Genomic DNA, 13,145 nt, shown 5'->3' on the forward strand with positions numbered 1-13,145 from the left:
AACGATCTGCTTTTAAGGAGAAACTAAATTGGCAACCGATGAAACACTCGATAATTATCCCGATCTGACAGCCGATCAGATGGCCAATGCTGTATTACTAACTTTCTCACCTACTCTTGTTGAGTTTGCCACTCCTGAATGGGACAACACAGCTGTTGCTTCAGGAATAGGACCAATACCATTGCAACACCTTTATAAGATTGAAGCGACAGAAGGTGCAACCTATGACATTTTTGCCAATAGTTTTGAGGAACCTGCGCTGATTGTGTATGACAATCAGGGCAACGCAATATTCGTCAATGACGATTCCGATGATCCGGTTCCAGTCCCTACGGAAAATAATCCTGATAAACGGCCATCGGAATTGGATGAGATATCCGATTGGGTGGCACCTTATACTGGGGTATTTTTTGTTGCCCCTGGTTGGCAGCAAGGAAGTGTTACTGACTTTGTTTATTCACTTAACATTCAGGAAGACATCGACACCGTCACATCAAACAACACGGATGGTGATACACCTTCTTCAGCACAAATTCATCTGGCCACTTACGGCGTCACGATTCAGCAAGCCAGAGATTTTATTCTGTCGCATGTCGACCAACCGGCGACGATTTTCAATGCTGCAAAACAATTTGGTGTGACGACGCAGATGCTCAGCGAGATTACCGGTTTTTCTACCGATGTCATTGACAGTTTCTTTGCTTCGTTTGGCATGAATACCGATGCGTTGAACGGCGTTATTGCCCCTGATATCCCAAGTGGTCATAAACTGCTGCCGGAAAATCTGGCCTCGTTAAGTCATCTGGTCGTGTTCAATACCAATTCAGGGATATTGTCTACCGATTCATTGAGAGAGAATAATTTCCGAGGTGTGTATGAGCCGGATTATTTTGACGTGTTCGATCCAAATAATTATCAGGGTTCATCGGACGGTGTGTTTACTGCTGAAGAATTGGGCGTTGCTCATCTGTCAAATCTGCCGGCAACAACAGAAACCCTGGAGTCGTTGATTTACGGTACAATGGTCAATGCATTTCGGGCTATTGGCGAATCAGAGATTATTCAGATTGCTTCATATTTTCGTTCCCATCCCGATCTAATCGATAATCCAGATACATCTGAATTTGCCGCGTTAATGAACGACGTTTTTAGCGATAGGCCAGCAGATCCTATTTACAGGGATGATACCCAACTGGCTCAGGCTGTGTATCAAGCTACCAATGTTCTGATCGATGATGTTATACGAAATGACTTTGAAGATATTTTAATTATGTCATTGATTGATGTAACCGCTGCATCTATGCTGGAACTAATCTCAAATGGCAGAGCCGATATATTTTTTGATAGTGGCGGCGTGTTCTTGTGAGTTGTCGGACAATAAAATGCAGCCGGTGCAAAGCGGGCAGAAACCTGTGGTGGCGCGGCGGAACCGGTTTTGTCGTGCGCCGGGTTTGTTGGCCGGTATTTGATGTTGGATTTACTGCTGCAACGGTTTGTCGTCTGTAACCGGTTTTGTTTTGCTGTTGTTCAGCAGATTCGGCGGCGGGCCGATCGGTTCGAAATCCCGCAACAGCGGAACATCGTTTTTGTTGACCCAGCGGATGTTCATATCGTAACTGCCGTGCGGTCCCCAGCTGCCGGTGAATTTCTTGCCATCCGGCGTAAACGTCCAGCACATATCCTCGCCGCCCGTGTTGATGGTATCGCCGAGGTTTACCGGTTGCTGCCATTCTCCATTTTCATCCTGATGCGCAATCCATTCATCATGCCCGCCCCGCGAACCCAGGTCCGGCCGCATGCTGGTGATGATTAAGCTTTTGCCGTCTTTCGACAGTCCGGTCCAGTGCATATGGTCGCGGTATGGAGAATTGATTTTCGGCCCCAGACTTTCAGGCGCCTGCCATACGCCGTCCTTTTTTTCAACTTTCCAGATATCGCTGTCCTGTGTTACGCCCGGTTGATGGTAGCTGTAGTAAATCAGACTGTCGGAGGCAATGATCGGGCAGTGTTCTTCCCCGGTCGGGGTATTGATATTCGGCAATTCCGGCACATCGTTCCAGTTTCTGGCGGATTGCCAGACGCCATCGACTTTCTGAACGACGTAGAGATCGCCGGACAGCATGTTGCCCGGCTCGTATCGCGTGAAATAGATGACATTGCCGTCGTCGGAAAAACTCGGCTCCAGTTCCCAGGCGGCTGTGTTAATGTTCGGCCCCACGGCCGGGTCAATGTCCGGCCCCAGATGAACCGGCGGCTGCCAGGCGTCATGTTCGTAGCGAGATATCCAGATGTCGAAGTTGTACGGATTGCCGGGCGACTCGATGCTGCCTTCGCGGGTTGAAACAAAAATGGCCGTTTTGCCATCCGTACTGTAGGTAATCTCGAGTTCCGCGCCGGGCGAATTGATCGGCTCGCCCATGCTTTGGGTTACACGCGGTGTTTCTGTAGTTCCGCCATCGTCTGACCCGTGCATACCCGGCATTGCATAGGAAAGGTTGCAGGTCAGGATGAACGTAAGCGTTACGGAACAAAGTCTGGGTATGCGCAGTGTCGCTTTCATACGCTGATCTCGCTTTCAAAAAATTTTTACTGCCACCATGGCAAGGATAGGCTGATGACGCCGGTTTGGCAATAGCCTTCATTCAATCATAAATTTTTGCATTCGAACAGGCCAGACGCCTCTTTCCACTGCCTGGCGTCCATCAAACACGAGATAACTCTGCCGCCCGTAATGCGGCAGTGGCCGGATGAGGGATTCAAGTGAAGCGCTGTCTTGTGCGGAAATAATAGCCAGTGATGTGCCTTCCGGGCTGGTCAGGGTCCAGGTCTGCGCGGTTCCTTTTGCGTTAATTTCATCGGGTTTTGCCGGCAGGTCACGCGCATCGAGCCAGGCATCAACTTCATGATGCAGGCCGATGACCAGAGTGGGTGCGCCGGTAACAGGCCGGCCGGCGGGCAAAATCTGCGGGGTGCGGCGTTGCAGTTTTTCGGCCAGAATTGTGGCGGTTTGCCGTGTTTCATCATCGCTCGATAATAAAACAGTTGTTGTGGTTGGATTGATCATGATTTCGCGCAGGATCGGTGGCGCCTCACCGGGTGCGAGCAGGCGGAAAAGGCGCATGTCCGGATCGAGGATGGCGGACTGCGCTTTGCCGTCAAGGTCAAGTGTAAATGTCTGTTCCGTGTGCCGCAGATTGAGCAGGTGTATTTCTTCGCCCGAATCGGTCTGGATGGCTACCGGCACGCGCAGTTGATATGCCGGCTCGGATTGCTGCAGTGTGATATGCAGGCGGTAACCCGAACCGCTCTGCTCCTGCATGGCTTCGGTTACAGTCAGACTTGGGGCGCCGGTGCGGGTCAGCCACTGATCGAAAAAAAACGCCAGATCGCGGGCTGAAATGATTTCAAATGCGGTCTGCAAGTGGCTCCATGAGGTGACTTTGAAACGCTGCATGCTCCAGATGCCCTGAATCGAACGGTTAAACATGTCCTCACCGATCAAGTCGCGCAGCATGAAAAAAAGCATCGCAGCCTTGTGATAGCCGACGATTTTTGAGGCGCCGTGCCTGCGTGAGGTGAATGCCGTTAACGGCGCGTCCTGGCCGGGCTCCAGCGCGGCAAAATCACGCAGCCAGCCAAGCCGCATTTCGCGGGCGGCTTCATCGCTTTCCTGTTCCTTGTAGGTGTAATCCGCCATGAAGGTGGTCAGTCCTTCCGACCAGTTGCCGTTTTCATAGTCGGGATAGACCGCATTGCCCCACCAGTTGTGTAGTACTTCATGACCGAGAGAAGTGTCTTTGATGAAAGGCAGCCGCAGCACGTTGATGCCGAGATAAGTCAGCGTCGGCATGCCGAAACCGGTCGGTGTCGGGCTGGAGACGATACTGAACCCGGTAAAAGGATAAGCCCCAATCCATGATTCGTATAATTCGAAATAGCGTTTGACGGCTGCCAGATAGTCGCGTGCCAGTTGACCGATCTGAGGATGAAAGTAGGTGCGCAGCTGGATTGGCCTGCCTGTGACGCCCGTGTAGTGATCCGATTCAATTTCATACGGACCGGCCATTAAATCAATACCTTTTGCGGCATGATCGAATTCGAAGCGCGCCCGGTAACCGGCATCGTCATCCTGCTCGTCGATCAGGCGCCCCGCCGCCAGTCCGCGCTGGCCTGGGGGCAGTTTTATCTGTACGCTATAATGGATCAGCCCGTTGGCGACGCGCGGATACCAGTTTGATGCGTCCGGCAGGAATGTGCCAGCCTCACCGCTCACGGCAATCGGTCTTCCAAGTGTCTGTTCATGATCGAGTGTTTCATCAAGCGGGTGCAGCTGGCCGCGCCAGTGAATTTCGATTTGATGCGGACGCAATATGGCATAGGGAATTTGCCAGTAATGCGACCGGCCGGAATCGGTTTGCGGTGCAAACGGCATTTCGTCAATGAATGCCTGAGTGACTTCGAACCGGCTGTCAAGTATCAGGGTGTGATCGCGGGTTTTATTGAACGTGATAACGCTTTTGCCCGTTAACATGCGGGTTGCAGGGTCGATACTTACCTCAATGTCGTAACTGATGGTGCCTTCATGACCGATGTCACTGCCCGGAATCGGTGCAGCCATAACAGTTTCGGCAAAATAAGGCAACACAAAAACTGAAAATAAAAGTAACAGGCGAATTGTTTGAATGTTTATCATGGCTTAGAAAAATTGTTGCGGTGCATGCGTGGGTTAACTTGTAGAACACAAGACTTGATCCGGCAGATGTATGATTGGACTGTTTCGCGCCGTAACCGGATGCATCATTGCACATAACACATGACGACCCCCCTAATTAACGCGCAGTCAATGGCGGAAATTTGGCGATGACTTCCGTTTCTCTGTTGTTGCGTTTGATTTTGAGCGGCAGCCAGGTGCCCGGCGCATGCCGTCTGACGATATTGATGACATCATCGGTCGTCTTCAGCGTCACGCCCGCCATTTCCAGGATGACATCGGCGTCTTCCAGGCCGGAAGCCTCAGCAATACTGCCTTTTTCAACCTGCAGCACCAGGGCGCCGCCGCGCGCCATTTCGAAACGGATGCCAAGACGTTGATGTTTCGGTTCTTCAAATGGATCTGAAATATGCGGCAACACGCCAAAAACCGCATCGGCGACACCTGCCACGAGCTGTTTGCAGGATTTGTTGGTATCCCAGGGCAGCAGCGACACGATATCGGTGACGCCAAGATCATGTAACTGATGCGGCACGCCGTAACCATGCACGACATGACCCGAGCCCATAATACCGACCACCAGCGGTTTTCCGTTTTTATCCGAATTGTTCAAAACCTGATGCAATGCTTGCGCCATGGCGCGGTCCCATAATTGCTGACCGGCATAGAAACGCTTGAAATCTGGATCGTCATAATTGATCTGTCCGTCTTTTTTATTTTTGCGATCGTGCTGTTTGTAAATCGGCATCAGAAAATCGAGGTACGCCTGACTGGGATCTGCAGGGCGCGTTACTCCCTCGCGTTCTTCAACCGGCACACCGTGAAGTCCTTTTTCGGAAACCATGCGGCGCAGGCGCCGTTCGATATTCAATGCAACCATCGGAATATGATTCATACGCGCAAAATGAAACAGCGGCAGATAAAGTGCCGGGTCGGTATTCCAGACCTTGTCCCATTCGGATGCCGCAAGAAATTCTTTCTCGCTCAGTTCGCCTGCAATCCATTGATCCAGCACAGGCTGAATGCGGCGCGGAAACATTTCGAAACCGATGACCATGTCCGGCCGCAATGCATGCATTGCCGCCAGCATCTGCAGTTGCCAGCGGTGATGGTCCGCATTGACGTGCGTTTCGCCCAGCAGTACCACTGAATTCTTAACCGCCTGATCAATGACATCGGCATAAGCTGTTGTACCGCCGCCCGGAATAATCCAGCTGCCGAGCGGTATGCAATTTGACCGGGCGGGTTTGTTTCCGGGTTTGATGCCGGTTGCTGTTAAGTTCGGCGTTTCGGCCAGGGCAGTGGTGATCGTGTAACCAAAAAATGCCAGCACTGCCAGCGCGGTCATTTTTCTTGTTAGTATCGCATTTCTTATTAATATCATATTGCTTTTCATCATTAATATGTCCGCTTGTTATCCTGCCCATTTTCGGGCATTTCTAAAAAGACGAATCCAGGGGGCGTCTTCGCGGGTACGCGTGCGCCGTTCTGAATCGTTTGGTTTGGGCGGGTACCATGAGTGTTGTGCAATGCGAAAGACGCGCTCCGGATGCGGCATGAGTATGTTAAAACGTCCGTCCTGACTTGTCATGCCGGTAATGCCGCGCGGCGAACCGTTCGGATTGCCGGGATAATCTTCCGTGACTTTGCCAAAGTTATCAATATATCGCAAAGTCACCAGCGCCTCGCTGTTCGCCTCGTTGCGGCCATCAAAGTCTGCGCGGCCCTCGCCATGCGCTACGGCAACCGGCATACGGCTGCCCGCCATGCCCTCAAATAATATCGATGGACCTGCCTGTATTTCTACCATGACAAAACGCGCTTCGAATTGTTCCGAATGGTTGCGCACAAAACGCGGCCAGTGTTCTGCGCCTGGAATAATTCTGCGCAGGTGGCTCATCATCTGGCAGCCGTTACACACACCAAGCGCGAATGTGTCCGTGCGCTGGAAAAACGTCACAAATGTTTCACGCGCCCGGCCATTAAATAAAATCGATTTCGCCCATCCTTCTCCGGCGCCCGGCACATCGCCGTAAGAAAAACCGCCGCATGCCGCCAGTCCTTTGAATGCATCTAGTGAAACGCTGCCCGAGATAATGTCGCTCATATGTACGTCGGTAGCCGTGAATCCCGCACGGTCGAATGCGGCTGCCATTTCCATATGCCCGTTAACACCCTGTTCGCGTAAAATGGCTACGGTGGGGCGGGTTCGAATGCGACGGACATAGGGTGCGGCGATATTGTCTTCGGGGTCAAAGCTGAGTTCAACATGCAAACCCGGGTCATCGCTGTTCAAAATACGGTCGTATTCCTGTTGCGCACAGTCCGGGTGATCGCGCAATTTTTGCATGTGATAAGTTGTTTCCGACCATGCGCGTTGCAGTTCGATGCGTTTTTCCGCCAGCACGGGCCGGTTGTTGCGCATCAGGCGCAATTCATCCACGGTATTAGGGGCGCCGATGACAAAACTCATGTCCCGCAGGCCGGCTTCAGCCAGTGTGTTCATGACGAATGCGTGTTTTCCGCTGCGGATTTGTATCACGGCGCCAAGTTCTTCATTGAACAAAACAGCGAACAGGTGTTCGGTGAATCGCCCGCTTAAATGGCCGCTGCGCATCTCGGCGCCGTCGATATCGCTTGATAGCGGATCAAAGCAGAGCTGGTCCAGATTGGCGGTGATGCCTGTATGGCCGGCAAAAGCCATTTCACAAAGCGTGACGAACAAACCGCCATCCGAGCGGTCGTGATAGGCCAGTACCGCATCTGCTTTATTAAGTAGCTGGATAACGGTAAAAAATGCCTTAAGCTTATCGGCCCCGGATTGTCCGTCAATATCCGGCGCAACATGGCCGACCTGTTTATAAACCTGCGCCAGCGCCGACCCGCCCAGGCGGTTTTTACCCTGCCCGAGATCAATCAGAATCAGTTCGGTTTCGCCGCAGTCGGTGCGCAACTGAGGCGTTAACGTGCGGCGTACATCGCCGGCCCGGGAAAAAGCGGATATGATCAGCGACAGCGGCGCGGTTACGGCTTTGTCAGCCGGCTTTCCGGTTTGCGCATCCGCTGCCTCCCAAGTCGTTTTCATCGACATTGAATCCTTGCCCACCGGTATGCTGATGCCAAGTTGCGGGCATAATTCCATGCTGACCGCATGTACCGCGTCATACAATCCGGCGTCTTCTCCCGGGTGACCGGCCGCGGCCATCCAGTTCGCAGACAGCCTGATGTCACTGAGTTGCTGAATCGAGGCTGCGGCGATGTTGGTAACAGCTTCGCCTACCGCCATGCGCGCAGCCGCGGCAGGATCGATCAGTGCCAACGGCGTGCGTTCGCCGATTGCGAACGCTTCACCAAAGTAAGTCTGATATCCCATCATGGTGACAGCTACATCGGCGACCGGTATCTGCCAGGGGCCTACCATCTGATCGCGCGCCGACATGCCGCCGACGGTGCGGTCGCCGATACTGATGAGAAATGTCTTGTCTGCGACTGACGGCAGCCGCAAAACCCGGTAGGCTGCTTCTTCCAAATCGAGTGGATGGGTATGAAACGCGGTCGGCGACTGAATTCGATGCGTAACATTCCGCGTCATTCCGGGCGGCTTGCCGAGTAATACCGGCAACGCCATGTCGACCGGTGTGGTTGTGGAAGCATGCCGTTCGTCGACTACAACAAGCTGCGTTTCTTCGGTTGCCACGCCGACCACCGAAAAAGGACAGCGCTCGCGTTCGCAGATTTCCTGAAACAATGCGAGCGAGTCAGGATGGATGGCAAGCACGTAGCGTTCCTGTGCCTCATTGCTCCAGATCTGCATCGGCGACATACCCGATTCCTCGACGGGCACGGCGCGCAAATCGAAACGTGCGCCGCGTCCGGCGTCATGTACCAGTTCCGGAAAAGCATTTGACAAGCCGCCGGCGCCGACATCATGAATAAATAAAATAGGATTTTCAATGCCAGAGCGTTCCAGTTGCCAGCAGCGGTCGATTACTTCCTGGGCGCGGCGTTGCATTTCGGGGTTGCCGCGCTGCACCGAATCGTAATCCAGCGCCTCGGTGTTCGTGCCGGCACCCATACTTGACGCTGCACCGCCGCCGAGACCGATCAACATGCCGGGACCGCCCAATTGAATCAGCAAAGAGCCGGGTGGAAATTTTTCTTTGCGGATGTGTTTTGCCGAAATTTGCCCGATGCCGCCCGCGAGCATGATGGGTTTATGATAACCGCGCATTTCGCCGGCGATATTCTCCTCGAAGGTGCGAAAATAGCCGGCCAGATTCGGGCGGCCGAATTCATTGTTAAATGCCGCTCCGCCGACCGGTCCGTCAAGCATGATCTGCAAGGCCGAAGCGATGCGCGCCGGTTTGCCGTACACGGTTTTTTGGTCGGTATCCAAAAATTCCCAGGGCTGGATAAAATCCGGAATATTCAAATTGGATACCGAAAACCCGGTCAGCCCCGCTTTCGGTTTGGCTCCGCGGCCGGTTGCGCCTTCATCACGTATTTCACCGCCCACGCCCGTCGCCGCACCCGGAAACGGGGAAATCGCGGTTGGATGATTGTGCGTTTCCACTTTCATCAACAGGTGCGTCTGTTCCTGCCTGTACGTATAGTGATGGTTTTTCCCCGGATAAAACCGTGCTATTTCCGCGCCTTCGATAATGCTTGCATTGTCTGTATAAGCGACCAGCGTGTTCTGTGGATTCTGCTGATGAGTATGACGGATCATCGAAAACAGCGACTGTTTTCGCTTTTTGCCGTCTATAATCCAGTCGGCATTAAAGATTTTGTGGCGGCAGTGCTCCGAATTTGCCTGTGCGAACATCATCAGTTCGACATCGGTCGGGTTGCGTCCGGCCTGTTGAAAATGACGCATGAGATATTCAATCTCATCTGGCGATAGCGCCAGCCCCATTTCGGTATTGGCCGATTCGAGCGCCTGTAATCCGTTGGATTGGATGTCGATGATATAAAGCGGCTGCGGTGCAAGATGATGAAATAATTGTTCCGCTTCATCAAAAGACTGCAAAACAGCTTCTGTCATGCGGTCATGCAACAATACCTGAAGTGATTGCTGCTGCTCGAAAGAAAGGGGACGGTTTGCTTGTATGAAATAGGCAATGCCGCGTTCGATACGTTCTACGTTCTCCAGTCCGCAATGATGCGCGATATCGGTTGCCTTGCTCGACCAGGGTGAAATTGTGCCAGGGCGGGGAACGACGAGCGCAAATGCCGATGTCGTGGCTGCGGTATGCTGCGGCTGGCAGCTGTTGAGCAGTTGTTCAAGCAGGACCGTTTCGGTTTTGGTTAATGCGCGGCTGACTGCACAGAAATACCAATTTTCAGCATAAATATGAGAAACTTGTATGTCCAGTGCGTTGAATGCGCAAACCAGCTTTTCCAGCCTGAATGAAGACAACGCATGACCGCCACAAAATCGAAGCATCGGAAAATATTACCTTGATCAAAAATGCCATTTTACACGAGAAATAATTCTTTCCATTGATAAAGGCAGTCCAAATGATGAGCATAATCGACCCGGTGTACCTGACCGAAGAAATACGCAAAATAGAACAGATGGTATTTGCGCAACCTAACCCGCCGGATTTGATGGAAAAAGCAGGGCGCGCGACTGCGGAGATTGCAACAAAGCATTGCGCGCTGAACTGTGACAGCCGTATTCTTGTGTTGGCCGGACCGGGGAACAATGGCGGTGACGCTTTTGTTGCGGCGCGTTATCTGAAACATTGCGGATATTTTGTATCGGTTGTGTTTAACGGCGAACCTGAACGCCAGCCACAGGATGCCGGAAAAGCCAGGCAGGCATGGCTGGATAGTCAGGGAGAAATTCAACCGGAGATGCCGGAAACTGCAGACAACCAGAAATGGGATTTGATTATTGACGGTATTTTCGGTGTTGGTCTGCGGCAGGACCGCCCGGTAGCAGGCCAATATCTGAACTGGATTCAAGCCGTCAATGCCATGCAAGTACCTGTACTTGCAATCGATATTCCGTCCGGACTCGGCAGTGATGACGGCGGCGTTTATGGCGCCGTCATCACTGCTGCCGTTACCGTTACGTTCATCGCGCCCAAGCCCGGTATTTTGACCCGTGACGGTCCGCAGTGCTGCGGCAGACTTTTTGTCTGCGATCTTGAACTTGATCCGGCGGCCCTGCTGCCGGCCAATGCATGGATGATCAACCGGAAACTGGCGGATATTTTGTTGCCGCCTCCGCGTAAAGCCAACAGCCATAAAGGCAGTTTTGGCGGCGTCGGAATACTGGGAGGCAACAAAGGCATGATCGGCGCAGCTATCCTGGCAGGCCGGGCGGCATTGCATGCTGGCGCCGGACGCGTCTATCTGGGTATGCTGGCAGCACCGTCGCCTGATATCGACATGGTGCATCCTGAACTGATGATGCGCGCGCCATCGGAATTGTTCGATCTGGACACGATAGACTGTCTGGTTGTCGGGCCGGGCATGGGTATGAATGAAATCGCCTACGGCTGGCTGGAGCACGCGCTTGACAGCGATTATCCTTTGGTGCTGGATGCCGATGCGCTGAACCATATCGCCTTTCACAGCGAACTGGCCAGAAAGCTCGGGCAACGTGAGTCGCCCGCCGTTCTGACGCCGCATCCGGCAGAAGCGGCGCGGCTTTTGGATACTGATGCCTCTGTGATACAAGACGACCGCTTGCATGCTGTTATGCGTTTGTCAGAACAGCTGGATTGCCAGGTGTTGCTAAAAGGCGCGGGGAGTATCTGTGCCAGACCGGACGGAACATGTTTTTTCAATACCAGCGGCAATCCCGGTTTGAGCAGCGCAGGGACAGGCGACGTGCTCTCGGGTATTATCGGCGCACTGATTGTGCAAGGCCAATCACCGGAGGATGCGTTACTTTTGGCTGTTTACCTGCATGGCGCTGCAGCAGATGAATTGCTGAAACAGAATAACGGGCCGGTGGGAATGACGGCGTCGGAAGTCATTACTGCTGCACGCTATTTGCTGAACGACTGGATATATAGGAAAAACTAATCGTATAACACGCGGATGGGCATGTGAATGGGTGGCCGTTTTGAAGAAGACTGCCCCCTGTTGCAGGCGCCAGTCTCGTCAGTCGCGCTGGAAGTTGTTACGCTGTCTGTAATCGGTTTTGGACAGGCGGCAACAGCAACAGGTTACTATGTTAATTCCTGCTTAACAGTTTTTCTCGTAGCGTCGAGCCATAAAACCAATTAAACCGATGCCGAGTAATGCCAGCATCGATGGTTCGGGTATCGGATTAACGGATTCCGTCATCAAAACAAAATCATTATAGTCTGTGTCGCCGCCGTTATACTGGTCTTCCCATGCCATGATATATTCGTTTGTGCTCCAAATACCCGGAAGCGTTGAAGGAAGACCAATTGTATCTGTCCCTGCTCCCCGGTAAGCGACCATGTGATCAACGCCATCGGCATTCAGGTCTGTATTGCTGTAAAAAATATTTGTTCCGGTATCTAAAAAGTAGCCGAAAGCATTATCTGCAAAATCAACGCCGGTATCCGCAAAGTTGATGTTCACAGAGCCATCATTTCCGAAAGACAACAGTTTTTGCGCGCCGGGACCGTCTAACGCTGAAAACAAAGTTACCTGTTTGGATGGATCGCTGGCATCGTAAATACCCACGGTGTTTGTATTTGCGTTACCAGCAAGTTCAATAATGAGTTGAGAGAAAGAACCGCCGCTTCCGGATATCTGCCACTTTTCGTCTTGTTGAATTTGGTCGGTATTGACATTTGTGCTGCTGACATTGCCGATGGGTGCCAGGGTGATATCATTTAAAATGCCTTGCAGTGACGCGCCGCCGTCGCCAAACGTAACCGTTGCATTAGCCGATCCGGCGATTGCCAGACCCAGCGTGGCGGCCAGCGTTGTTTTTAAAATCATTTTGGATTGTTTTTTCATTATTATTCTCCTTTGAGACTGTTTTTCTTGAAATCTTATGTAAAAAATACCGGGCCAGGTGTTATCTAAAATTTGCTGCCGATTTACACATGCCCGGATTGTTTGCGCTACGCTCATACAGCAGCTGTCATATAAAGCTGTGCAATCTTAATCAGGGCATAAGCTGATATCTTTTATGGGTAGCCATCTTAACGATTCAGAATTTTTGAGCTACTGGACCAAAGTACGAATACGTATGAGACAAAAAAGCAACCAATACAGTTGGTTAAAATTGGGTGTTTCATGTATGATCAGCTGAAAGCGGCCGGTTCCGGCTGGCCGTCCAGGATTTGAATGAAATGCGCAGGCGGTATTTGTCAATTTTTTTCACTGAAACTAGCTGCTGTTTGCCTGGGCGGCTGTTCAATTTAATCCGCTGTCATTACAGAAAAATTGACGTGCGATTAAATTTTGGAGCGATTGATAAAACGGACGGGTTGTG

The 13,145-nt window shown here is 52.1% G+C and carries 7 protein-coding genes; 2 read left to right on the top strand and 5 right to left on the bottom strand.

Annotation, left to right across the window (positions count from 1 at the left end; all coding sequences use genetic code 11):
- The first annotated feature begins 79 nt into the window (after window positions 1-79).
- Complete coding sequence (locus tag BMY60_RS04425; protein WP_143057351.1) at window positions 80-1,366, top strand: hypothetical protein; 1,287 nt, start codon at window positions 80-82, stop codon at window positions 1,364-1,366.
- 111 nt (window positions 1,367-1,477) lie between these two features.
- Here BMY60_RS04425 and BMY60_RS04430 read toward each other — a convergent pair whose 3' ends face one another.
- From BMY60_RS04430 to purL, 4 genes are all read right to left on the bottom strand, one after another.
- Window positions 1,478-2,560, bottom strand: a complete 1,083-nt coding sequence (locus tag BMY60_RS04430) for a PD40 domain-containing protein (protein WP_090331566.1) — start codon at window positions 2,558-2,560, stop codon at window positions 1,478-1,480.
- A 78-nt stretch (window positions 2,561-2,638) separates the two neighbouring features.
- A complete protein-coding gene (locus BMY60_RS04435) occupies window positions 2,639-4,618 on the bottom strand; it encodes a M1 family metallopeptidase (RefSeq protein WP_177166577.1) in 1,980 nt (659 codons plus the stop codon).
- A 211-nt stretch (window positions 4,619-4,829) separates the two neighbouring features.
- Window positions 4,830-6,059, bottom strand: coding sequence for a ChaN family lipoprotein (locus tag BMY60_RS04440; protein ID WP_090331623.1), 1,230 nt, complete (start codon window positions 6,057-6,059; stop codon window positions 4,830-4,832).
- 66 nt (window positions 6,060-6,125) lie between these two features.
- Entirely contained in the window at window positions 6,126-10,157 is a 4,032-nt protein-coding gene (purL, locus tag BMY60_RS04445; protein ID WP_090331570.1) for a phosphoribosylformylglycinamidine synthase, read from the bottom strand.
- Between the two features lie 74 nt (window positions 10,158-10,231).
- On the opposite strand from purL, the gene BMY60_RS04450 reads away from it, so the two are divergent.
- Window positions 10,232-11,752 carry an NAD(P)H-hydrate dehydratase gene (locus BMY60_RS04450; RefSeq protein WP_371264187.1) on the top strand — a complete coding sequence of 507 codons (1,521 nt, stop codon included), beginning with the start codon at window positions 10,232-10,234 and terminating at the stop codon, window positions 11,750-11,752.
- A 162-nt stretch (window positions 11,753-11,914) separates the two neighbouring features.
- Here BMY60_RS04450 and BMY60_RS04455 read toward each other — a convergent pair whose 3' ends face one another.
- On the bottom strand, window positions 11,915-12,664 hold the full coding sequence (locus BMY60_RS04455; protein ID WP_177166578.1) for a DUF4114 domain-containing protein: 750 nt from the start codon (window positions 12,662-12,664) through the stop codon (window positions 11,915-11,917).
- Window positions 12,665-13,145: the final 481 nt, after the last annotated feature.

The sequence above is a fragment of the Nitrosomonas sp. Nm51 genome (assembly GCF_900111165.1).
GTDB lineage: Bacteria > Pseudomonadota > Gammaproteobacteria > Burkholderiales > Nitrosomonadaceae > Nitrosomonas.